The sequence below is a fragment of the Mycoplasma sp. CSL7475-4 genome (assembly GCF_024834065.1).
In the GTDB taxonomy this organism is placed as follows: Bacteria; Bacillota_I; Bacilli_A; order Mycoplasmatales; family Metamycoplasmataceae; genus Mycoplasmopsis.
Window position 1 is genome coordinate 131,225 of the sequence record NZ_JANUYA010000001.1, and the last position, 24,595, is coordinate 155,819.

Annotated in this window: 24 protein-coding genes and 1 tRNA gene; 10 read left to right on the plus strand and 15 right to left on the minus strand. The window is 28.9% G+C overall.

Features of this window, described 5'->3' with window-relative positions; translation table 4 throughout:
• Positions 1-55: 55 nt before the first annotated feature.
• The 3 genes from tilS to NXS15_RS00505 are packed head-to-tail and all read right to left on the minus strand — an operon-like array spanning position 56 to position 3,673.
• Entirely contained in the window at positions 56-931 is an 876-nt protein-coding gene (gene tilS, locus NXS15_RS00495) for a tRNA lysidine(34) synthetase TilS (RefSeq protein ID WP_259289919.1), read from the minus strand.
• Entirely contained in the window at positions 918-1,472 is a 555-nt protein-coding gene (pth, locus tag NXS15_RS00500) for an aminoacyl-tRNA hydrolase (protein ID WP_259289920.1), read from the minus strand. The genes tilS and pth overlap by 14 nt, the downstream gene beginning before the upstream one ends.
• Complete coding sequence (locus tag NXS15_RS00505) at positions 1,472-3,673, minus strand: ATP-dependent RecD-like DNA helicase (protein ID WP_259289921.1); 2,202 nt, start codon at positions 3,671-3,673, stop codon at positions 1,472-1,474. The genes pth and NXS15_RS00505 overlap by 1 nt, the downstream gene beginning before the upstream one ends.
• Positions 3,674-4,009: 336 nt before the next feature.
• Between NXS15_RS00505 and NXS15_RS00510 the strand changes: the two genes are divergently transcribed.
• From NXS15_RS00510 to NXS15_RS00520, 3 genes are all read left to right on the plus strand, one after another.
• Positions 4,010-5,434, plus strand: coding sequence for a DnaA ATPase domain-containing protein (locus NXS15_RS00510; RefSeq protein ID WP_259289922.1), 1,425 nt, complete (start codon positions 4,010-4,012; stop codon positions 5,432-5,434).
• Between the two features lie 127 nt (positions 5,435-5,561).
• On the plus strand, positions 5,562-6,668 hold the full coding sequence (dnaN, locus tag NXS15_RS00515; RefSeq protein ID WP_259289923.1) for a DNA polymerase III subunit beta: 1,107 nt from the start codon (positions 5,562-5,564) through the stop codon (positions 6,666-6,668).
• A 1-nt stretch (position 6,669) separates the two neighbouring features.
• Positions 6,670-6,897 carry an RNA-binding S4 domain-containing protein gene (locus NXS15_RS00520; protein ID WP_259289924.1) on the plus strand — a complete coding sequence of 76 codons (228 nt, stop codon included), beginning with the start codon at positions 6,670-6,672 and terminating at the stop codon, positions 6,895-6,897.
• Between the two features lie 69 nt (positions 6,898-6,966).
• On the opposite strand, the gene NXS15_RS00525 is transcribed toward NXS15_RS00520, so the two are convergent.
• From NXS15_RS00525 to rpmH, 6 genes are all read right to left on the minus strand, one after another.
• The gene (locus NXS15_RS00525) at positions 6,967-7,680 is read right to left on the minus strand and encodes a PQ-loop domain-containing transporter (protein WP_259289925.1); all 714 of its coding nucleotides are present in this window, start codon (positions 7,678-7,680) and stop codon (positions 6,967-6,969) included.
• 259 nt (positions 7,681-7,939) lie between these two features.
• Positions 7,940-8,767: an alpha/beta hydrolase gene (locus tag NXS15_RS00530; RefSeq protein ID WP_259289926.1), complete on the minus strand. Its 828-nt coding sequence runs from the start codon at positions 8,765-8,767 to the stop codon at positions 7,940-7,942.
• A gap of 1 nt (position 8,768) precedes the next feature.
• Positions 8,769-9,749, minus strand: a complete 981-nt coding sequence (locus NXS15_RS00535) for a lipoate--protein ligase (protein ID WP_259289927.1) — start codon at positions 9,747-9,749, stop codon at positions 8,769-8,771.
• 91 nt (positions 9,750-9,840) lie between these two features.
• The gene (gene yidC, locus NXS15_RS00540) at positions 9,841-11,784 is read right to left on the minus strand and encodes a membrane protein insertase YidC (protein WP_259289928.1); all 1,944 of its coding nucleotides are present in this window, start codon (positions 11,782-11,784) and stop codon (positions 9,841-9,843) included.
• The gene (rnpA, locus tag NXS15_RS00545) at positions 11,774-12,100 is read right to left on the minus strand and encodes a ribonuclease P protein component (protein WP_259289929.1); all 327 of its coding nucleotides are present in this window, start codon (positions 12,098-12,100) and stop codon (positions 11,774-11,776) included. The genes yidC and rnpA overlap by 11 nt, the downstream gene beginning before the upstream one ends.
• Before the next feature lie 22 nt (positions 12,101-12,122).
• Positions 12,123-12,272 carry a 50S ribosomal protein L34 gene (gene rpmH / locus NXS15_RS00550; RefSeq protein ID WP_259289930.1) on the minus strand — a complete coding sequence of 50 codons (150 nt, stop codon included), beginning with the start codon at positions 12,270-12,272 and terminating at the stop codon, positions 12,123-12,125.
• Positions 12,273-12,742: 470 nt separating this feature from the next.
• On the opposite strand from rpmH, the gene NXS15_RS00555 reads away from it, so the two are divergent.
• A complete protein-coding gene (locus NXS15_RS00555; RefSeq protein WP_259289931.1) occupies positions 12,743-13,621 on the plus strand; it encodes an MAG4940 family membrane protein in 879 nt (292 codons plus the stop codon).
• Positions 13,622-13,630: 9 nt separating this feature from the next.
• Positions 13,631-15,952, plus strand: coding sequence for an MSC_0775 family lipoprotein (locus tag NXS15_RS00560; protein WP_259289932.1), 2,322 nt, complete (start codon positions 13,631-13,633; stop codon positions 15,950-15,952).
• 42 nt (positions 15,953-15,994) lie between these two features.
• On the opposite strand, the gene NXS15_RS00565 is transcribed toward NXS15_RS00560, so the two are convergent.
• From NXS15_RS00565 to NXS15_RS00580, 4 genes are read right to left on the minus strand one after another with little or no spacing between them, the layout of a single operon-like run.
• Entirely contained in the window at positions 15,995-16,324 is a 330-nt protein-coding gene (locus NXS15_RS00565; RefSeq protein WP_259289933.1) for a hypothetical protein, read from the minus strand.
• A complete protein-coding gene (locus NXS15_RS00570; RefSeq protein ID WP_259289934.1) occupies positions 16,317-18,014 on the minus strand; it encodes a hypothetical protein in 1,698 nt (565 codons plus the stop codon). Before NXS15_RS00570 ends, NXS15_RS00565 begins: the two co-directional genes overlap by 8 nt.
• A 9-nt stretch (positions 18,015-18,023) precedes the next feature.
• A complete protein-coding gene (locus tag NXS15_RS00575) occupies positions 18,024-18,710 on the minus strand; it encodes a hypothetical protein (RefSeq protein ID WP_259289935.1) in 687 nt (228 codons plus the stop codon).
• Between the two features lie 52 nt (positions 18,711-18,762).
• On the minus strand, positions 18,763-19,398 hold the full coding sequence (locus tag NXS15_RS00580) for a hypothetical protein (protein ID WP_259289936.1): 636 nt from the start codon (positions 19,396-19,398) through the stop codon (positions 18,763-18,765).
• Between the two features lie 91 nt (positions 19,399-19,489).
• Here NXS15_RS00580 and NXS15_RS00585 point away from each other — a divergent pair.
• Positions 19,490-19,564 (plus strand) — tRNA-Trp (locus NXS15_RS00585).
• 74 nt (positions 19,565-19,638) lie between these two features.
• Here NXS15_RS00585 and NXS15_RS00590 read toward each other — a convergent pair.
• Complete coding sequence (locus NXS15_RS00590) at positions 19,639-20,535, minus strand: DegV family protein (protein WP_259289937.1); 897 nt, start codon at positions 20,533-20,535, stop codon at positions 19,639-19,641.
• Positions 20,536-20,896: 361 nt separating this feature from the next.
• Here NXS15_RS00590 and NXS15_RS00595 point away from each other — a divergent pair, with 361 nt between their 5' ends.
• Both NXS15_RS00595 and NXS15_RS00600 read left to right on the plus strand, forming a co-directional pair.
• Positions 20,897-21,982, plus strand: coding sequence for a thiamine pyrophosphate-dependent enzyme (locus NXS15_RS00595; protein ID WP_259289938.1), 1,086 nt, complete (start codon positions 20,897-20,899; stop codon positions 21,980-21,982).
• Between the two features lie 27 nt (positions 21,983-22,009).
• Complete coding sequence (locus NXS15_RS00600) at positions 22,010-22,996, plus strand: alpha-ketoacid dehydrogenase subunit beta (RefSeq protein ID WP_259289939.1); 987 nt, start codon at positions 22,010-22,012, stop codon at positions 22,994-22,996.
• A 96-nt stretch (positions 22,997-23,092) separates the two neighbouring features.
• Here the strand turns inward: NXS15_RS00600 and rpsT are convergent, their stop codons facing one another.
• Complete coding sequence (gene rpsT, locus NXS15_RS00605) at positions 23,093-23,368, minus strand: 30S ribosomal protein S20 (RefSeq protein ID WP_259289940.1); 276 nt, start codon at positions 23,366-23,368, stop codon at positions 23,093-23,095.
• 234 nt (positions 23,369-23,602) lie between these two features.
• Here rpsT and NXS15_RS00610 point away from each other — a divergent pair, with 234 nt between their 5' ends.
• Both NXS15_RS00610 and NXS15_RS00615 read left to right on the plus strand, forming a co-directional pair.
• Positions 23,603-24,016: a winged helix-turn-helix domain-containing protein gene (locus NXS15_RS00610; RefSeq protein WP_259289941.1), complete on the plus strand. Its 414-nt coding sequence runs from the start codon at positions 23,603-23,605 to the stop codon at positions 24,014-24,016.
• A gap of 140 nt (positions 24,017-24,156) precedes the next feature.
• Positions 24,157-24,585, plus strand: coding sequence for a ribosome assembly cofactor RimP (locus NXS15_RS00615; RefSeq protein ID WP_259289942.1), 429 nt, complete (start codon positions 24,157-24,159; stop codon positions 24,583-24,585).
• Positions 24,586-24,595 lie beyond the last annotated feature (10 nt).

Consider the following 24,595-nt stretch of genomic DNA (forward strand, 5'->3'; position numbering starts at 1 on the left):
ATGTCTCCTTTCTTTTATTTACATATTTATATATTATATAGAATAATCAGGATTGCTAGTTTAGTAATTTTCCTGACTTTTTATTTATTCTTGTGTCTTTTTTCAATAAGTATGAAGATGTTCTGTTTTTAGATAAATATCATTCAATGATTGATTCTAGTTTTGAGCTTGATAGTTTCACCTCATTGAAATGAGTGTGAATGTATTTATAGATCAGTCTTTTCTTATATTTTAATGATTGGAAAAAATCTTGAGTATAGAATGAATTTTTTCAATCATTATATTCACGATCGACTTCATTTTTTTCAAAAGTTAATTGTTTGTTTTTTTCAAGTATTGACCGATAGATATTTTCTTTTTCTTGTTTACTCAATGATCTGTTGTTGTCTCTTATTAAATTTCGTTTAAATTTCATATCAAAATTAGACTCATCAATACAGAATGGAATATTGTTTTTTTGAACTAATTCAACAATTTCTTCTTTGAAATATTTATTCACAAAAGGTCTATAAATATTCATATTTTTCAATAAATTTATTGATTTTATTCCTAAAAAATCAGGAAACCTATTGCTTTCAAGTTGCATTTGTGCAGTCTCAATAAAATCATCTTTGTGATGCCCTAAAATTAATAAATCACAATTATATTTAATGTATATAGTCTTAAAAAAGTCATATCTTTGATTTCGTGCTCAATTTTCAAAATTTCCTTCAGCATACTGCTTATCACACACAATTGATTCAAAAATAATATTGTTTTTTTGACAATATTTTTTAACTAACTCAATTTCAAAATCACTATTTTTTCTCGTTTTATAGTTAACACTCGCAACAACTATATTATCTATTCCATATTCATTCATGCACCAATTCAATAAAAACATTGAGTCGGGTCCGCCACTAACGGCAATTACTTTTTTACTTGTTTTCACTATTGAATTTATCAATAACTGTCTTGATATCGTTAAACACAAAAGATAGCGCAGCGTCAGCAGCAACAGAACATACTTTTTCCATAATTCCAACTTCAATTGCTGAAAAATTACTCAAAACTCAATCTTTTAATTCAACATTTGTGTCTCTGCCTATACCAACTCTAAGTCTTTTAAAATCATTAGATGGATAATGTTGTAATACGCTTTTCACTCCGTTATGTCCACCGGCTGAGCCACCTATTTTTATTGCCGCTTGACCTAATTTATAATTCATTTCATCATAAATTATCATAATATCTGAGCTGTCTATTTTATAGAAATTAGATATAGCTTGAATGAAATCACCTGACTTATTCATGTAAGTTGATGGTTTAGCAATAATAAAACCATCACCAAGCCCAAATTTACCATTGAATTTATCTTTGTTTAATTTAATTCCTGTTTTTTCGATTAATTTATCTATAACCAAAAAACCAGCATTATGGCGAGTAAATTTATACTCATTACCTATGTTTCCAAGTCCTACGATTAGTTTCATTAAACACCTTCTTTCTTTAAAAATTCAGTTAAGGATGTGTGAATATTATTGTTTTTATGTTGTTGAATACGATAGTTATATTTTTGCATATCACCAAGTAAAACTAAATTACTTTGAGCTCGTGAAACGGCTGTATAGATTAATTTTGTGTCCAGCATTCTCTCAAATTCGTTTAAAACACCAAAAATTACTGATTTAGATTCTGAACCTTGAAATTTGTGAACGGTTACAGCATAACCTAACGAGATATATTTATTGAATTGTTCTTTTTCATAAACAATTTCTTTGTATAAAAAGTCAACAGTTATTTTTTTACCATCAAATGATTTAATATACCCGATTTCGCCATTGTAAACATCTAACTCATAATCATTTTCGCCCTGTACAACCTTGTCTTTTAGATAAAAAATTTTAGGATTTTCAGCGCTTCCAAAGCTTCTGTATTCCACTTCATTATCATTGTTAAAATTGTTCGCTTTGTTTCATTTTTGTAATAATTTATTAATTTTTACAATACCATTTGGCGTGTTATTCATTGGCAGTAAAACAGCAACATTGTCGATACCAAATTCGTTGACTTTTTGTTGATATATTTCAACTAATTGCTTTTGAAAATCATATTCATTAGCCTCTGATATTTCTATAGGTTTTGATTTTTCGCTATATGAATATGTATTTTTTTCATTCAACTCAATACCGTGATTGTTTTTTACATTCAAAAAGTGGTCAGGAATTTCTTTACTATCAGTTCTAAAAATTTCAATTAGTTTAGTCAATGGGAAAACATTTGAATCAACAAGATCAGCAAGAATATTACCTGGACCAATGCAGGGTAATTGATCAGCGTCCCCGACCAGTATTAATCTTTCAAGATTAGGAGAATTTTTTAAAACTAAATACAAAATATCAGTATTTACCATTGAAAATTCGTCTATTATCAGTAATTTATGTTCAAGTTCGGTTGAAGAAGAAGATAAATTTGTTTTAAGTGAATTGTCACCAATTTTAAAGAAACTATGAATTGTTTTAGCCTCAACATTTAATTTATTTTTAATGTTGATAGAAGCCCTTCCTGTTGGTGCTACAACAGCAATATCTGATTTTTTACGATAAATTTTGTTTTCTTTAAAAAAGTCAATAATTGCTTTGATGACATACGATTTACCGGTGCCTGGAAAACCAGAAATTATAGAAATTTTGTTACTTACCGCTTTGTCAAAAGCTTCTTGTTGCAACGGCGATAAAGTATTTAAGGTTAAATTATTTTTTGTGTTTGTTGATTTATTTCTTAAAGCTATTAAAGTTGCAGCAATGAATTTTTCTTTTTCACGCATTTTATATGTCGTAATCAACTTTAATCGCTCATCAAAAATAAGCTTATTGTCATTTATCAATGATTGAATTGCTTCATATAAATCAGCTTGGTTGTATATGGCTGATTTAGCTACTTGTTTTTCGATGTCGTTAATTGATACCAAAGTACTTCCGTTGTACATAATTTTTTCAATTGATGAGAAAACTAAGGCTTTTAGTCTTTCTTGTGATGTATCAAGCTCTAGCAAATGACACAACTTATCAATTTCGTCAAAAACATAATTATCATCAATAACAAGATTGTATGGATTGTTTTGTGCAAAATAATCTAGTAAATTCAAATCAGGAAAATCCTTTTTCAAAACATCATAAAGTTTTTGTAAACCGTTTTTGACAAAAAAGGCATAACTTTTGTCTTTTAGTTCATCAAAATATTTTGATAGCGATTCAAAAGTTGAGCTGGTAATTTTACTTTGAAAATATTCTGGCTCATTTTGAAATTTTTCTGGTCAATCTTCTCCAAATTTTTCATCTAATTTCTGAATTGTTCTTGGTCCAACACCTGGAACAGAGCGAGAAATTACTTTTTTAATTTCTAAAGATGTTCGTGGTTTAGCTATTTCTAAAAAAACTAAAATCTTGTTATTTTTGTAAGCTGCACTGTGATTATTTGTTAAAGTCACTTTATATGGAGTCATCAATTTAATTTTTTCTTTTTTAATATAAATTGTGATGTGTTTTCCTTCATCTGATTGAAAAGAAGCTAATGTATAACTTCAATCAACACTCTCTCCACCTGATAAAACTTTTTTAAATGATCCTATCACTTCTTCGGTCTTAATATTTTCGGTATTTTTGCTTTTATTAAATCTGTTATCGTAGTTCATATTTAACATTATATTAATTTTTAATTTTTTTGAAAAAATTAGAATATTTAGCAAGCAGCAACATATTTTTATAGTGTTCGTAATTAGTTTTTTTATGTGGATAACTCCGTTAATATTTATTTCTTAAACCACATTTAATATGCATATAAACACAAAATTATCCACATAACATTTCATGTTGATAAAAATTACGTGTTTTTTTATTTTATTGTTTAATTTAAAGTGTTTTCGTTGTGGTTAAAACCTTATTTTTTATGTTGATAACTAAAATTAATAACTATTTTTGGATAATTAAAAGAAATTAATTTATCATTTAATCACCATGAAGGAATAAATATGACAAAAAAAACTTTAAACAACAACGAAATTCTCTATTTGAACAAAACCTTTTCAGAAAACTTAAACAACATCGTCGATGATAAGATGATTTTAAAAAGCTTTTTTACAAGAGTAAAAATTTATGATATCGAAAATGACGAAGTTGTTATGATAACTGATTTAAAAGGCGATAGTTTGAACTTTTTAAGAAGAGATTATAAAGAAAAAATAATCAAAGCTTTAAGTGAAACTTTTGATCGTAAAGTAACTTTTAGATTTGACATAATCGAACAGGAAAAAGAAACTAAAAAGGCATTAAATTCTGAAACAAAAGAAAATAAAAATGATGTTTTTGAGATAAAAAATCAAACAATTTTCACGAGCAAAACAAATTCTCAATTTAAAAAAGAATTTTCTTTCGAAAACTATGTTGAATCTGATTTTAACCGTGAAGTCATAAAAATTGGTAAATTAATCGCTGACGGAAACTTCTTATATACACCTGTTTTTATTTCTTCAAAATCAGGGTTAGGTAAAACTCATTGGCTAAACGCTGTAGGTTTAGAGTTAGAAAAGAAAAATATAAGTGTTATTTATTTAAACCCGATCGATTTTGTTACTGAAGCGACTATGATCTTACAAGACAACAAACAAGAAAAAATCAAAGAATGATACCAAAAATATTATTCAGTTGATGTTTTAATGTTTGATGACTTCCAAAATTACGGACAAGGTAACAAAAAAAGTACTTTAGCGGCTATAAATCAAATAGTTGATAATCGAATAATTTCAAATAAATTAACAATTTTTACTTCTGATAAAGATTCAAGACTCTTAAATACAATGTTTGACCAAAGATTATTAACTAGAATAACAGCTGGATTACAACTTAAAATAAATCCTATGAAGCAAGATGATTTAATAATTTTATTAAACCACTTCTTGATACAAAACCAAATTTCTCCTGAAAATTGGGAAGACGAGGCTAAAAAATTTATGGCAAGAAACTTTTTAGATTCTATCCGTAAATTAATTGGGGCTGTTAATATGTTAAATTATTATAAAAATGACATAGAAACTAAATCAAATTCGAAATACACTTACGCAATTGTTAAAAAAATTCTTTCAGAAATAAGTAATAATAAGGATGTGACTCCAGATTCTGTAATAGAACATGTTGCAAAATATTACAAAATTCATAAAAAAGATATTCTCGGTAAGTCGAGAAAAAAAGAATTTGTTATTGCTCGTCATATTGCTATGTTCATTATTAGAGATGAATTGAAATTCTCATTAATTAAAATAGGTGAAATTTTCGGAAATAGAGATCACTCGACCGTAGTAAATGCAGTGAAAAAAGTTGAGTTTCAAAAGGAAAGAGGAGATATGTCATATGAACGAGCATTGTCAGACATTTCCGATGAAATCCACAAATTTATTTAAGTTATTAACAATATAACAACATTTATTCATTTTACTAATCTCTCTTATTACAAGGGGAAAAAGTAAAATAATTGTGAATTATCAACAAATCAACAAGATATATTATTTATATCATTAAGGAGAAAAAATGAAATTCCATATTAATAAAAAAATTTTTGATGATGCGTTAGAAGTAGTTTCAAAATATGTAGACCCTATTAGTACTTTTTACAGTTTTAGGGGAATTTATATTAATTTAACTGAAGATTTTATTACCTTAAAAGCAGCAAATGATTCAACAAGTATAGTTAAAAAAATTCCAGTCGATGATGTTAATATTAAAGTTGAACAAACAGGTGAATTTTTAATTCAAGCAAACATTTTTAAAAATATTATCAAAAAACTATCAGGGCAAATAACCATGAATAAATCTATTAATGGGTTGTTGGACATACACGAAGGAAATTCAAGATATCAAATTTCAACATTAGATGCTTCATCTTTCCCGATAACTGATAATTTATTAAACACAAAGCAAATAGAATTTGATACAAACGAATTTAAAAAAGCAATTAAATCAGTTACTCACGCTTCTAGTCAAGACAATAACTTAATTTATAGATGTATCAATATGAGATATAAAAATGGGCACATAAATTTCACTGCTACCGATTCATATAGACTTGCTCTTTATCAAATGAAAACAACTTTATTAAATGATGAAGATGTTGACATTTCGGTTGTTGCAAAAGATTTAAAAGATATTGTTGGTGCGGATGCTCCCAAAAAAATAACATTCTTTTACAATGACATTAAAGTTGGTGTTAAATACGACAACACAACAATTATTTCAAGAATTGTGTCGGTGCCTTTTAAAGATACAGAACCTATTTTTAAAGAAATGAATATAAAATATACAATCCAAATAAACAAAAATGAATTGAACGATTTATTAAACAAAGTTTGAATCGCAAATGGTGACAAACAAAATAGAATTGAATTAAAAGTTACTGCTGATTTTCTTCAAATAACTAATAATATTGCTGAAATAGGTTCTTCGGTTGCTAAAACAAAAAACTTTAAATTCAAAGGTGACGATTTAGAATTAGATCTTAATTACAACTTCTTGAAAGACGCTATTTCTGTATTTGATGACGAATTATCAATATTAATTGACCAAACTGTTAAAAAAATATTGATTGTTTCTAATTCAAATAAATTATCTAAACAATTAATCACTCCTTTAAGAAGATAAAATGATAAAAAATATTTATATTAATACCGAATTTATTACGTTAGGCCAATTGCTTAAATTAGTTGGTTTAATATCTACCGGAAGTGAAGCTAAATACTTTATTGGCGATAATTTAAATAGAATCAGAATTAACGGAAAACACCCTCAAGGCAGAGGAACAAAAATTTATCCTGGAATGGCAGTGACGATTATTTCAACTATTTATTACATTAAAAAACAAGAAAATTAATATCTTTATCAAACACTCTTTGTGTTTGATTTTTTTAAAATAAAAACCACACGCTTGTGTGGTTTCGAATTATTTTCTGGTGATAATCATTAAATATACTTGTGATGAGTAAATTGATAACGATATTGATTGTCAAACGATACTTGTTAAAATGTTTGAGTCGAAATCGCCTCTGTTTATACCTAAAAATATTCAGTATCCAAGTCACATTATATTAATGAAAAGCAATGTAAATAACATTCCTTTTGACATACCGCTGAATTTTTTTTCTTCTAGCGATTTAATTGCACCTGGTAAGAAACTGAAAGATGTTAGCATTGGGAATATCAATATAACAACTGACATTAATTTTACTGGCATATGTTTGTTAGCAACATAACCTCAAATCGATAAAGAAGCAGCCAGTGTAGAAATTGATAGCGAAATTATTAGTGCTGGTATAGAAAATTTTTGTTTTTTTATCTTTGATGAATACTTGTAAGATAAAAATATGGTTCCAGATAAAATAAATGAAGATACAAGGTTGGCAAACATTGTTGCAGTCATTTTAACTTGACTAGGGTCTCATGCACCTATCAACATTCAACCTACAACCCCTGTGAAGAACATTCAAAATGAATAGAATTTTGTCCCGTCTTCAGTCTTCTTGGTTTTGATTAAATGAACAAATTGTGGGATTCCAACCGATATTGTTAAAATTACTGATAAAACTCCAAATATAAAAGCAAATCAAGCAGAAACAGGATGGCTAGAATCTAATATAAATAGCTTTAATAAATCCATATTTTCCTTTCATTATTGTGATATATGATTAAAATCTATTGATTTTGATTGAGCGTCTCTCATTATATATTTTTATTGAAAAAACAATAAAAAAACTCTATAACACGCATTGAAATTGCTGTGTAAAAAACAAAATGTCCACTTAGTGTAAGAAATAAAAAAACACGTCCAAGAAAATACTAAGTTAGGACAAAAATTAGACCAGGATCTTTACAGATCTCGGTCTAATTTTTTGTTTTAATTTTTAGTGACTGTTTTTTTAATAAAAACCTTCTTTTTTAAGAATGAAATTATTTATGTATTTATGTATTCTTGGTGTGTTTTTATAGAACATAGCGTGTCCTGAATCGTTTATCTCAACCGATTTGATATCATAAAGGTCTAGATATTTCTTTGAAGCTGGATAGTCAAAATATTCATCATTAACGCTAACAAAGGCCATAAAATCGTGTTTATTTTTGAAATATTGACTGTAAATTTCTTTGACATATGACCCGTCTACAATTTCGTTTGCTAATTCAGCAAAAGTTGAATGTCTATGATTGTAGAAATCTACACCAGTGTTCATTATTTTGTTTTTAACATTTTCCTGAATGATGTATGAATTATCGTGTTCACAAAACAATTTTAATTGCGAATCATATAATTCTTCGCCATTGGTAGGAAGAAGTCATTTAATTCTTTTTTGTTTCATTTTTCCGTCCTCATCGCGCGGCATTAGAGGAGCTACAGCAAAAATCTGAATAATGTTAGGATTTTTAATTGCGTTATAAAGTGCACTTATTGTGCCTAGCGAATGGGTGACGATATATAGACGTTTTTCTGGTAATAATGTATTGATAAACTCTTCTACAATTTGAGAGTAGTATTCCATAGTTATGTTTTTGTGGTTATTTGTTGATTGACCACAACCAAGCATATCGGGAGCAATTATAGAGTACATTCTGTCTTCGTTTTTAAATAAAGTTGACGCACGGATTGCTTCGTCTCCAAATCCATGTAAAAATAAAACAACTATATTGCCTATTTTTTCATCAACTAAATAACTAATTGTTTCTTCTTTTATTTGTACTGTTTTTCGTATCATTTTAACCTAAAATTAATTTTATTAATTCTTCTTGTGTTACAGTGCCAAAATATTCATCTAATTCGATGTTCGAAAAAACATTTTTTAAAGATTCTTCTTTAAGTGGTAAATTAACAAATAATGGTTCAATTTCAGAAACATCTTTTTTACTTAAAAAATCACCTTCGAATCTCAATTCTTTAATTATTCCTTTTTCAATGTTTCCTTTAACATTGACAATTCCACCCTTGAATTTATCGCCATTTCTAAACGTAAATGTTGCTGCTTTATTGAAAATTCAATCTTCTGAACTAACTTTTTTATACATTTCGTCCAATTGTTTTTGATATTTTTTGTAAGGTATTTCTACAACTTCAACATCGTAATTTTCAACAAAGTATTGAATAAGTCTTGTAATAAATTCTTCAACGTCCATTTTTTCTTTTAGTTCATCATAAACGTTTGTTACACGAGCTCTAACTGACTGAATACCTTTTGACTCGTATTTAATACGAGCTGGGTTTAAGGCGTTAGAAAGTTTGGTTAAATCAACATTGTATAAAATTGTTCCGTGACTAACAATTCTGTTTTTACTTAAATATTGGGCATTTCCACTGATTTTTGCTCCATTTACGTGTATATCGTTTCTACCGTGGAATTCTGCATCTAAGCCCAATGAACGTAAAAAGGCAATAATAGGAGCTAGAAATCTCTCATAACCACTTTGTTTGTTGTAATCGGTTATAAAGCTAAAGTTGATATTTCCCATATCGTGGTAAACGGCTCCACCACCAGATTTTCTACGTGCTAATTTAATGTCTTTATCAATAACATATTGTCTATTGATTTCTTCGTGTGCGTTTTGGTTGTTACCAATGATTATTGCGTTATCGTGTTGATACAAAATCAACACATCCCCGGTCACATCAGGGTCGTTTAATATTATATTTTCTAAAGGTAAAGTAATATAAGGATTTGTTTCTTTTATTCTATAAATTTTCATAATACCTGCTTTCTGTATATTACAATTTTACCACTATTGCAACCCTTTAAAAATGCGTAAAAAAATAACGAGATAACCTCGTTATAAATTATTAAGTTCTTATCTTTTTGTTGTATCTTTTACGGAAAAACTCTGTTTTACGTAAATAGTGAATTACAATTGCTTGAGCTATTGATCACAAGTTTGTTGCTACTCAATATATTTGAACACCAGCAGAGAAAATTAATGTAATGAACAAGAACACAATCATCATAATTCATTGAGTCTTATCATTTTTTCTCATTGCTTGTTTTTGTTCGATTGTCATATGTTTGGTATTACGTTTATTAAGTAATTTAGGAACTAACATTGACATTAATTGAGAACCTGCTGTGATTAATAATAAGAATATGTATCATCATTCTCCAGCAAATAATCTTTTATATGAAATGGCAGCAAAATCAAAGCCTAACCAGGTAGTTGATTTTAATTCCGGTACAGATTGAATAACACGTCACATAGCGATAAAGATAGGAATTGAGATGATTAACGATAGAATTGAATCCATTGGGCTAATGCCGTTTTTCTTGTACAATTCTGAGACTTCTTGTTGTTGTCTCATTCTCATTTCTTTATTGCCTTTATATTCAGCGTATTTTGCGTCAATTTTTGCTTTTTTAACACGTAATTCTTCTTGCATTGTTTGCGACATAGTTGTTTTTCATGTAATTGCTAAACCGATTAAACGTGTAACAATAACAGCGATTACAATAACAAGTATTGTACTTCATCCGTCAGCCACTGGCATTGGAGTTCTAATAGCAATAGTTAATGCTGCAATTGGATAGATAACAAAAGAGAAGAAAGGTCCGTATGATAATGTTGATTTAAATGAATAGAATGGAATTTGAGGTTCACTAGCTGAAAAAACTAAATCTTTATTTAAATCAACTGAAAAAGGTGATCCTAAAACTGAATTTTCACTACTTAATTGAGAGTAGGCTAAATTTCCTTTTTTGTCATATTTTTGAACACCATTTTTGTCCAATAAGGGAAGTTTAGAAATAGTTTTATCTAAATTAGTTTGACTTAAGTATTTTTTAACAACACGATCGTAATTGTTTAATACAGTAAATTGTTCAGAACTAATTTTATCAATATCACCGTCTAAAATTTTGGTCATAATTGTTTCATATGTTTCTGTACCGAATGTTCTTTGATATACATTGTTTTGAACTAAAAATGTATTACGGTACAAGAATTCTAGAACATCACGAGCGTATTTTGCTCTTGAAGTTTTATAACCATCTTGACTATTGAAAACACTAAATAATGTTGCGTTTTTTAACACAAGTTCTTTATTATCTGGGTGTTTCATTGCTAAAGCATCTCTATTAACAACATATCCATCTTCGCTTTGTTTAAACAAATTAGAAAATTGGAAATCTGGATCTAAGACTGAAAAAGCAGTTCATTCGTTGTAAATAGAATTGTAATCAGAAGCATCAACTAGATGAGATGTGGTAAATAAATAGTTTCCATTTTCACCTCTAACAATTGGTGGATTTTTGATGCTGCTTTGATCGTATTTGGTTTCAACAAATTCGCCATTAGGCAATAAGTATTGAATAGAAGATGTTTTAACACCTGATAGCCCGTAATTTTTTTCACCGACTTGGTTTCTTAAATCTTGTAAAACATCTTTGTAATTTTTGTAAGCTAAATGGTAGTTTATTTCTGGTGAATTATTTAATTCGTAAAATTCACCTTTGACTAAAACTTTATCGTTTTTTGGTTTATTTGCTCTTTCGAATGTAGCAACTCTAGGTGCTATACGGTCTTTAGACATGTAAAACTCGGTACCAGCTCCAGTAAAATTAGAGCTTTTGACAACCATAGTTTGCACACACCCTGTAAGAGTTAAAGCAAATAATAAAACATAAAGAATTACTTTAATTATTAATCAAACCTTTTTGCGAATATCTTTATTTCTTTTTGATCCATTTGCATCATTGTTTGACTTAAAGTAATCAAAATTTTTTGATCTATCTTGCATATTTTATTTTTGAAAATAACCTTTCGGTTGTTTTGTGTTTTGTATCATAGTCTTGATTTAAAAAATCTTTTCTTAAGATAACAACAAAGTGAAAATTTAAATCATACATATTTAAAGAATGAATTATTGACTTTAGTTGTCTTTTATAGTAGTTTCTATATACGGCGTTACAAAATTTTTTTGGAACAGTAATGCCGACTTTAAAACTTTGAGCAGGCTGGTAATAAACTATTAAAAATTTATTTATGACTTGCTGTTTATTTTTGATTACACTGTCAAATTCTCAACTTTTTTGTAATCTATATTGTTTTTTCATTTCTAAACCTTGATTAGATTAATTAATTTGCGTCTGATACTGTCAATCTTGATCTACCTTTAGCTCTTCTTGCTGCTAAAACTTTACGTCCACCAGCAGTAGCCATTCTTGCACGAAAACCGTGTGTTTTAACGTGTTTTCTTTTGTTTGGTTGGTATGTTCTTAAACTCATTATAACCTCCTATATATTAAGTCTTAGTTAAATATTAATACTAAAACGCTTTTTTATTATATACAATGTCGTTTTTTTTCATAGCAAAAATATATCTGAGTAGTTTTGTGATGAAAATTGTTTGCTTTATCTGTATATAAAACACTTAATTTTTGGCAATATTTTTGAGTATATTTTTATTGAATCAAGAGCTAGAAAATAAGTTGCACAGGTTAAAAAGTGAAAATATTTTTATAATTTTTGGGTCTATAAAATACACATTTTAATGCTGGTTTTTGGAAATGTTTTCATATATCATATTTTTTTACTTTTTGTATTGATTTTAAATTGAATTAGTAAAAAAGTTATTTTGTTTTATTAGCAAAATTATTGAGAAAAAAATGTTAATAAGGATTTTGTGTTTTGAAACAGAATTAATATTGACTGTATTTATATAATAAAGTAGCACAAAAAAATAAAAGGAGATAAAAATGACGCCAAAACAACTATTATCTACAAAATGAAACACAACAGGATTCATGTATGAGTTTATTGCGGTTTTCACATTGATATTCTTTGTATCTTTATGAATTTTTTTAGCCAATATAAATAAAAAACAAAATAACAAGTTGTACATGACATTCGGATTCGCATTTGCAACACTTTTAATGTTTGTTATTCCATGATCTTGAAGTTTCTTTCTGTCGAGCCGTAGAACATTTGCACTAGCAAATCCTATTGTGGTGCTATTACAATCAATATTACAAGGTATTGATGTTTCGCGAAAAACCTTTTCGCCGATATTTGATGGTGTAGGTTACCTAATATTAGGGGAAATGTTAGGTGGTCTCTCGGGTTTTATATTATTTATTCCTATTTTTTACCTACTTAAATTCTTTTTCAAAGATAACGAAAATATCAAGAACACAAATTTAATAAATATATTTAACATCGGAAATAAAGCCAACAAGCATCCTGGGTATTTTGCAATTAAAGAGGCAATATTTATTTCGTTATTTACTGCGTGCATTCCACTATTGAATTACATAAATCAGACAAGTTATGGGGCAACACATTGAGATAAAACCTTAATTACAATTGCAGTTGTAGGATTTACAATATACATTTCTTCACACTTTGGATATTATGCTTTTCACATCTTTTTCACGATTATGAACTTAGTCCTTTCGTTAGTTGATATTATTCGTGTTAGTTTCAAAAAGACAAAAATGAAAATTCAATTGCAACACTTATATCAAGGTTTATGAAGTAGTTCAATAGTTACAGTCCTTTCGGGTTTAATTCCTATTGTGTTTGGTTTGTTGATAGTTTGAATAACAAAAAATTCAGGTGCAGGCCTAAACTTTTAAAGGAGTAAAATGAAAATTAAAAAAATTACAGAACTTTTGTTAATACCAACATTATCATTACCCTTTGCTGTGGTAGCTTGTGTTGACAACAAAAACGACACTAAAAATAAAGGTAAACAAAATTCACAAAACAAAACAAATTCAACCCCTACTATAAAAAATAACGAAACTCAATTAGATACTACATTTCATATTGAGCCAATCCAAAGTTATTTTAAATACAATGATAGGGTAGCTGATTTATTCAAGTTTAAAACTCCTGGAGCACAGAGTTCTAAAATTGAATTTAGAGATTTTATTCAAAATAATTATGTAAACAAACATTTTGATTTTGATTTTGAAACTTTCAAAAATATTTTAATTAATGATTTACAAATGAATGCTGATCAGGTTAATCAACTGAAATGAAAATTTGATTATCATAATATTGAATTAGATCCGTCAAATATTAATAATGTCATATTACCGATAAAAATAATTTCACCAGCAAACATTGCAGACAACGATAAAAATTTATTTACAGAACACAGATTAGAATTTAGATTACCAGACATAAAATTAAGTTCTAGTGATCAAAAAAAATATCAAGAAATTAATCAATTAAACAAATCATTAAAACAAAAAATAATACCAGAAACTATTGAAATATCTTTCAATAACAGTCAAAAAGATGGCTTTATTGAATTACTAAACAAATATGATATTGATGAACTTTCAACAACTCAGTTAAATAGTATATTCAACATTAGTGGTTTTAATCTTGAAGAATTAAAAAACGGTTTTGCTAACCAAGATATAAATATATTTGTTAATGGAATAGATTTAACAAAAAATCCTGAATTAGACAAAATTACAATTTCAATTAGAGTTGCTAACGGAAAAGTTGTAACAGATAAAAAAACCGGACAGCCTACTAAAGAAAGTAAAGAAAACATCGGTTTCAACATATACAAAGAGATTCAATTAAATAATGACTGAAAACAAGTTTTATTGCAACAAAAATTGAATAAAAATGGGTTGTTTTCAATAAAAAACAACAACATCTATAATGCCGATTTTACAAAATTAAACAAGAATAGTTTTGCTTTAAAATCGCTAATCAACGGGGTTGACTATAAGATAATTTCTTATAAACCAATCGATTTAAGAAACGGTATTTTAGAATTAGAAGTATCGTATGGAGATTCTAAGGTAACTTTGAACAAAAAAGTCGGTACTGGGAAATATTCGAACCCATTCCAAGATCAATTTGTTGAAGAAAATGTCAATGCATATAATTTTATAATTGATACATTGACACGTGAAGACGTGTCAAAAGTAAATGACTCAATTTACAATATCTATGGTACAAGATTGCTATCGGGTGGTTACGATTCAACTAGAGCAGTTTATGGTGCAAAAATCACAGTACCAACATTTTTACATATCGGCGAAGATTATCTGGCGCCAGCATACACACCAATAACAGCGCCTTATGATGGCGAAATTATAGGAATTTTTAGTAGAGAACAAAATTCAGCAGAAAAAAATGATGCCGATGCTTCAGGGACAACTCTAATGATGCGTGTTAAAAAATCAGAGCTAAATTTAGCACCGGCAGAATTTGAAAAACAATTCAATGTATCAAATACTGACGAACTTGATGAATGAATGTATATAGGTTTTATTCATTTAGACGCAAACTCAACAATGAATAACAGCAATTTGAATATTCATCAATCTCAGTATACAACAGGAAACAAAAGCTTTAGTATTGCTGTAAACATAGAAACAAATAAAGAGATTGATGTTATCAATCCAATTAAAGTTCAAAAAGGTCAAATTATTGGTTTTTTAGGAACTCCTGACACCAATGGTGGTTGAATGCCACACGTACATATCACTGTATATAATAACAGCGATAAAAATTTTGATGACAATGGATTTTATACAAAAGTTACACGAACTAGAGAAAAACGTGTCAATGATTGAGATTTTGTTAAATATTACAAAAAAGCAAATTCAAACCCATCAAAATCAATCCCTAAACCAGATCCGTTCAGAAGTATTCGTGTTGATGGGGTTACTGCCACAGTTTCTACTTCAGGTCAAAAAGCCTATGTTGTTGACCCAATAACAGGTAAAAAAGTTGTGAAAAATGACGGCGTAGAGCGAGAAAAAAATAACCCGAATAATTACGAAGAAGATGGACAATTGATTTGAATTTCAAACCCAATTAGCAATCAAGAAAAAAGAAATGGTTTTGTTAATCCTAATGTTTTATTTAAGATTAGAGGAAGCGAATCATTTTCGTTTGATTTAGAACAATTATTTGAATTACAAGACAAATAAAAACAAACTAACACCATTGGGGTGTTAGTTTTATTATTGATATTAATCCGCGTTAAATGAGTTAACAAAAATTTCGAATAAATTAACGATAAAGGCTACTGTACGATTTTGTTTATTTTCAAGCATTTTTTGGATTGTCTCATCTTTTCTCAATCCTAAAATACTTTTTTCACCATCAACTATGTTTTCTTCTTGAACAATTATTGTTAAAAAGTCTCTAATACTGTCGGTATTTCAATTACCGCCTTCAGTGTTATTCAAAGGTATTATTAAATTATCCCCTTTTTTTGCACGTGTGTATGAAACAACAACACGGTCACCTTCAATATCATGTTTTCCGTATGAAATTTCAATATAACTATTACTATTCATTGCTAAACTCCTTCAATTTTGATTTATTTATTTGAACTCTTTTTTCTAATGCAGACATTCCGCCTTCTAAATAACGTGTTTCGGCGGTATTTAATTTGTCGTAAATTGCGTTAATTTTAAATTTGTTCTCAAAATCACTCTCACGTAAATCAACTGTGATAGATGTAGAATTTTCCAAAAGAGTACCAATATTCGCATTATGGGTTACAATAAAAATTTGTTTATCTTCGCTAATCAGTTTTTCCAATAAAGGTATTATTTCTTCAATAATAGTTCAACTATCTAAGTCGTCTTCGATTTGATCTAGTAGTAGAAAATTACTTGTTTCCTTGTATGGATTACTGTTATTTATTGTATTTTTGATTCCGAATAATGTTTTTTGTCCATTAGACAAAGTTTCATAAATTTGATTATCAACATTTACTTTATGGTGCGTTTTGACCCATTCTTCAAAAACTTTTTCCATTGCGTTTTGGCTGGTATCAGCAGAGAAATCTTCGGGTTTTTTGATTAAAGATATTAAATTTTTAGGAACTGTGTTGCTGGTTGAAGTTGAAATAATTTTAATTATTTTACCCTTTTCGCTTTCGTTTAAAGCGAAAGGCGGAATTGAGTAAGTGATTGAACTATATTCTTTATTAATAACAGGTTCGATTGCAAAATCCACAACTTCTTCATTTTTATGACCATTTACTAAATCAAAGCTCTTTTTAATGTTTTTTAAATAAGATGGCATATCTTTGAAAAATCTTGTCAATCTGTCATAATCGGATTGATTTTTTTCATTTTCTTCCATCGTTTCTCTAATCGAATTGGAAGCTTGCGTGTACGCATCGTTGAACTTTATAAATGTTTGGTTTAATTTTTCAATTTTCTCAATTGCATTTTGATAAATATTAATTTTGCGTTGAATTGATTTATATATTTCTTCATTAATTTGTTGCAATTCTTCATTGTCTTTTTCAAACAAAGAACTTAAAAATGAGTTATTTTCACCAATAGATGTGCTTAAAAGTTTTGGGTCGCTCAATTTGCTAACTGTTGAACGCAAAGAGCTTATTGCATCTTTTAATTCTAGTTTTTTAACATCTATTCTGGCATCAGTTGTTTTTCACAATAAAGAACCGTCGTTGTTGTCTGTAATATCTTTATAAATTACATTTAGATTTAAATTATTCGATTGTCCAAAAAATGAATTTCAGTCACGTATGGAATTATTTAGCATTCTAACATTTTTAACAAATTCCAACTCAAAACCTGCTTTTTTAATTTTGTTCAGTAATTCGGTTGAATAACCATTTTTTTTGGTTGATTTAATATCATCAGAATAAATGTCATCCAAACCTTTTTTTCTATCATCGTTTTGTGTGATGTAAACTTCAAATTTTTCTTTTAAGGCTTTTAAAGCCTTTTCATAGCCAGTAGGAGTAGAGTTCATTGACAAAAAAGAGTTTCAAGTTTTGGTTTCATTGTCGATATTTGCTTCCTTAATTTTTAAGCCGAAACTTTTTTCAACAAAATCTTCTTTTTTAAATATTTTGGTTCTTAATATAGTTTCGGCAATCATTCTCAAAAATGTACTTTTTCCGGAACCTTTTTCACCCAAAATAATATTTACATTGCCGAAATTGATTGTTTTTTCTTTGTCGCCGTCTTTATTACTGAAAGTAATTGAATATAATTTTTTCATTTTTCCTCCTTATTTAGAATATTTAAAAACATTTGTCTTGTCTTTTAAAACATTTTTGATGTATGAATATATTTCTCTTGAATCATTTAATTCATTTTTTCACGAAATAGCTGTTCGATGGTTGTTGTTATCGAAGGGGTATTTTTTTCAGTTGTGTACATCACTAAAATAAACATCCGGAACATCTGGGTACAATTTCATTGCTTTTTTTAAATTTGAACTCTTGGGATTTGAACTATCAAAACCGGAGATATAGCATCCTTCTAGTTCGAGGGGATTAATGATGTCCTTTGCTTTTCCAGTGTGTGGAAATATCATAAAATCGTAGTCGGCAAATTTATTGAAAATATTGCGATAGCTAATTTTGTTTTTATTAACGATTTTTTTGATCTGGTTTAAGTCTTGATCGGGTCTAAAAACTAGAATAGCTTGTGCTGATTTTTCGCCATTTAATAAATTTATTTCACAGCCTGGTAAAAGAGTTAATTCATATCCTTTTTCTTTTATTATCTCCACTCTTCTATTATAACTCTCAACAAATAAATTGTCATGATCGGCAAAGCATGCCACACGGACCCTATTATTGATTAATTTCTGTAACATTTCAACATCTGAGTGTTTGGAAATTGTACTTCCTGTATTATTAGAATCTTGAGAATGAATGTGTAAATCAATATAAACTTTAGTTGTTTTCATTTATTTCTCCTTTATATTTATTGAATTTTTTAAAATTAAGGGCAAAAAAACACTATCAAGTAGTGTTTTTTCTTTGTTCATATTTTTTTCTAATGGCCAATATTGGAAAGAAAACAAGAGAAGCCATAATAACGTTAAAAATTGGTTCGGCTATTAAATTAATAGTGTTAAGAGCTAATATTGTTTTAAAATCTGGCAGCCCAACCAATTCACCAATAAATTTTGAGTGAAAGTACAATGAACCGAAAACAAAAACACTATTTGCCTCTGTAGCGATCAACACCAATAGCACAAATTTTCAAAGTTTTGGCTTTTTCCGTAGATTTAACAAAAAGTAAAAAAGGAAGGTAGTTAGACCGACTAAAATTCTTGATAATATCGAAATATCAACATTTTGAAATCAAAATAACCCTAATAATAATGACGCAATAAATGAAGAAATACCAAATCCTAAACCTGAAACTAGTGCACCAAAAAAACCTAAATGGAATGTAGCAATCCCAACGATTAAAGGTAAAAATGTTAGTCAAGTCGGACCAAAAGGTAAATAGGCTAAAAATACACTAAATCCTGAAGCGATAAAATACGCTAAATAAATAGATAGCGAAATCATTTGGTAAATTAAATTTGATTTACTTACTAATTTAATTTTTTGTCCAATAGTGTTATTATTAAGTTTATTTATCATGTGGAAATTATATTACAAAAGCAAAAAACGAATATTATTGAAATTTATCTATATATTATTATTTTTTGTTATAATACTTAAGCAATTACGTAGGAGTGTAGTTCAATGGTAGAACAACGGGCTTCAACCCCGTGTGTTATGGGTTCGAGTCCTGTCACTCCTGCCATTTTTTTATACCTTTTTTGCTTTTTTAAAGAAAATAAAAGTATAAAAAAATGGTAAATAAACAAAAAAACCGTGCTAACGGTTTTTTAATTCAATAATTTTTTCTTTGTAGAGTTCAATAATTTTTTTGTCCAATTCAAAAGCAAGAACAGCTAAGGCTTCGGGTCCTGTGTGCATAGCAACAACAGGAGCAATTAAATCAACATAAGGTTTGACTCCCAAGTGATTTTCAATATTATTGACAAATTCTTCAAGTTCTTGCTGTGGTGAAAATGAGTGTAAAGCGAGAGTGAATAACTCTTTGCCCTCATTGATAGGAAAAATTTCTCTTTTTTTCTCAATAGCTTTGAGAATAGTTTTATTAAATGTTCTACCTACACCCTCTTTTTTTAATGAGCCTTCTTCTCAACAAATCATTGGAATTATTTTGAAAAGCTTAGCAACAGCGGCTGCTGTTGGATGAAGTCTACCACCTTTAACTAAATAATTATTATATTTAGGGATCAAAGTGATTGAATGTCTGTATCAACCGTTTTCCATTGAGTCAACATACTCATCAAATTTTGTTGGGTCTATACTCATTTGGTGTTCGAACCAAACTAAATCAAGTAATATCATTTGTAAAACTTGTACAGATTGAACCACTCTAACATTTTCGTAATTACGAGCCAAAATTGTCAATGATGAACAAGTACCAGACAAATTTTTAGAAATAGGATAAATTAATACTTTCTCGTATTCTTTTGTTAATTTATCTAAAAGCTCTTCGGCTTCACCTAAATTAACGGCAGAAGTTCGGCCTTCTTCATTTTTGCCATAAATTTCAAAAAGGTTGTTTGAATTGATGTCAATGCCATCTCTATACTCTTTACCATTTATATTAATATGAAGTGGGAGAAATTCTCAGTTTAATTCGTTTGCTTGCGTTTTAGTTAAAGTGCAAGACGAGTCTACAATTATTGCGTATTTCATAAAAATATTATAGCAAATACAAATAAATGTTTATTATTATACTAATATGGTTTTTTAGTGGAACTTTACGGCCGCCTTAGCCAAATAACTAAACTAAAAAAATTCCGATTTTATAACTCCAAAAATAGGTTTATATATACCTAATGTAGAAAAAATTTCATATTTATGAAAATAATAATATAAAAAAACATTACCATATTTATTATTTACGTTAAAAATGATTGATTTTTGCTTTTTTTAGCGTATTTTTGGGCTTTTATGAAGATTTTAATAAAAAAATATTTTTACGCTTTCGGTTTTCCCTTTGTATAATTATTACGTATAAAAAATATACAATTTTATTCTATGAAAGGAAACGCATATGAAATTCAAATTTATCGATGGTCGCAAAGTTATGAACGACCCAGAATCAATGATTCGTTTTTTAGACGTGGATGGAAATTTAATTGATAAATCATTTAAACCTTCAGCATCTAATGAGTTATTGAAAGACATGTACAACAACATGTTGAAATCTCGTGCATGAGATACATACGCATTAACACTACAAAAAACAGGGCGTTTAGGTACATTTGCACCTGCTTTAGGTGAAGAAGCTCACTTAACAGCTTTAGGTTTTGCTATGAAAGAAGAAGACTGATTCATTCCTCACTACCGTGTTCTAGGTACATTACTAGCTCGTGGTGAAACAATGGAATCAATCTACCTATACTGAAGAGGTTCTGAATTAGGTAACAAATTCAAATCAAACACAGTTCCATTGCAAGTTGTTATTGCTTCACAAATTTCACAAGCTGCCGGAGTTGCTAAAGCTCTTAAAGAAAAAGGCGAAAAACAAGTTGCTTTCACAATTATTGGTAACGGTGGAACAAACGAAGGTGAATTCCACGAAGGATTAAACTGAGCTTCATTGTTCAACTTACCAGTTGTTGTTGTCGTTGCAAACAACAGATGAGCTATTTCAGTTCCAGAACACAACAGCTACAAAGTTAAAACTATTTCACAAAGAGCTCTATCATACGACATTCCAGGTCTACGTGTAGACGGAAACGACTTATTGGCTGCTTACGAAGTATTAAAAGAAGCTGCTGAATGAGCACGTGAAGGAAATGGACCAGTTCTAGTTGAAATGGTTACATGACGTCAAGGTCAACACACCACTTCAGATGACCCACGTGTTTACCGTACAAGAGAAGAAGAAATTGAACACGAAAAATGAGAACCATTCCACCGTATTGAAAAATACTTGATGGAAAATGGTATCGTTACTGAAGCTGAAAAAGAAGCATTCTTTAATGCTGCTACAGAAGATGCTAAAGCATCATACGACAAATCTACAGAAACTCTTACAAAAGAAGGATTTGACGACATTTACAAATACACCTATGAAACATTACCTGAAGAACTAATCGAACAAAGAGAAGCAAACAGAAGATTTGTAAAATAGGATTCACATTTACTAAGGAGATATATTATGGAAACAATTAAATTAAATAACATTGGTGCCATCACAAACGCATTAGAAATTGCGATGGAAAGAGATAAATCTGTTATTGTTTATGGTGAAGACGCAGGTTTTGAAGGTGGTGTGTTCCGCGCAACACAAGGTTTGCAAAAAAAATTCGGTGTAAATAGAGTATTTGATGCCCCAATTTCTGAATCAGCTATCGTAGGTACTGCTATTGGTTCAGCTATGGCTGGATTAAGACCAGTTGCCGAAATTCAATTCTCAGGTTTTATATTTTACGGTTTGGGACAATTATTCCCTAGTGCAGCTCGTATGAGAAATAGATCACGTGGTAAATTCAATGTACCATTGGTACTAAGAATGCCAGTTGGTGGAGGGGTTAAAGCTCTAGAACACCACTCAGAAGCAATCGAAGCATTGTTCACACACATCCCAGGTCTAAAAGTAGTTATGCCAGCTACACCATACGATACAAAAGGTTTATTACTTTCAGCTATCGATGACAATGACCCAGTTGTATTCTTAGAACACAAACACGACTATCGTGCTTTCAAACAAGAAATTCCTGCTGGACACTATACAGTAGAAATTGGTAAAGCAGACGTTAAAGTTGAAGGTGATGACCTAACAGTTGTAACATACGGTCACATGCTACACGAAACAACAGCTGCTCTACAATTATTAAGAGAAGAAGGAAAAGATTACTCAATCGAAGTTATTGACCTAAGAACTCTAAAACCACTTGATACTAAAACAGTTATCGACTCTGTTAAAAAAACAGGACGTGTATTGGTTGTATCAGAATCAGTTCAATCAGGTTCAATTACAGCAGAAGTTATTACACGTGTAAACGAACACGCATTCGACAACCTACTTGCTGCACCAGTTCGTTTAAACGGAGCAGACGTTACAATTCCTTTACCAGCACTTGAAAATGAATTCACTGTTAACAAAGATAGAATTGCCACAGTAATTAAAGAAATTCTAGGATAGAATTAAATAATCAAAAAACAGGAGCGATCCTGTTTTTTCTTTGCGTTTTTGCGACAAAAAAAGAGCATTTGATATGCTCTTATAAACGAAAGCTTATTATGCTTCAACAACAGCGTTTTGTGCGTTAACAAATTTGTCTAGACGAGATGATTTTCTTGCACCTTTATTTGGGTGGAAAACACCTTTTTGTACTGCTGTAGCAATAATTGAATGTGCTTTTTTAACTAATTCATTCATTTTATCGTCTTTTGCTAAAACAGCTTCTCTTGCTGCTCTAATTGCTTTACGCACTCTTGTTTTCATTGCGTTGTTTCTTAGTCTATTTTGTTCAGACTTTGCAATGTTTTTAACTTTTGATTTAATATTTGCCATATAAGCCTCCTCTTTTTTCATAATGTACTATTAAAATAGTTGAAAAAATCAAAATTATTATATATCAAATTAAATTTAATAAAAATTATTTTTTTGCTCAAAATAATAATATAATAATTTACTTCTATGAATTTAAAAATGAGCGATTTGGTTCATAGACCCTAAAGCATTTTTCAATAAATAATCTAAATTTTAACTAATATCAAAAGAAATAAAAATTAAGATAAGGAACTAATGAAGTCAAAATTTGAATTAAGAAAAACAAAAACATTAAAATTAATTGCAAATAATAAAGACCTAACCAACAGCCAACTTGCAGAAAAAGCAGGGTTGAGTATTTCAACCATAAAAAGATGCAAAAAACGCTTAAAGGAAAACGATGGATACTCTGTGGAAAAGGTTTTTCACGGCAACAAAAATAAAAAACACAACAAGTATTCGGACGAAGAGATTATAAAATTAGGCGAATTTTACAATAGTATTAAGGTTTTATCTGAAAACGAGGAAACAGGTAAATTTAAAAAATATTTAAATCTAAGTGATTTTTATAGAAAATATGTCAAAATTGACATTTCTCTGTCTAATTTAACACGCAGGCTGAAATCACTAGGTTACACATCTGTCTTTGCCCACAAGAAAAAAGTGTAAACACTTCAAAATATGTTTATTTTTCGTGGTTAATTGCTAAAAAAATGCAAAAATTGTTTAATTTTGTGTATAATAAATTCAACAAGTCAAATATTAATTGAGTTGCGACAGCAACTTTTTGTTATTTTTAAGGAGAAATATTGAACTGGAAGGAAAAATTACAAGCCCAATTTGGCGACGTTATTGTTGACGCCAAAGAAACAAATATTGAATCAATGTTTGTGTTGGATATTACTTTGAAACATACAGATATGAATAAAGTTAATGCTGAATCACATTTAATAAATGAGTGACTAGACACTCAAAATATTGAACGATTTGATTCAATTTCAATACATTCACCAGGAGTTGATTTAAATTATACAGTCGTTGAATTAAACGAACATATCGGCGAGGAATTATTAATAAAATTACACAAAAATGAAAACAAAGTTAATGAATATAAAGCGATTTTATTAGAAGTTTTTGATGATGAAATTTTATTGAGATGAAACCAAAAAGGCAATATTAGAAAAATAAAATTATCAAAATCTAACATCGCTTCTATAGAAAAATATATTAAATTTTAATTTTTAAGGA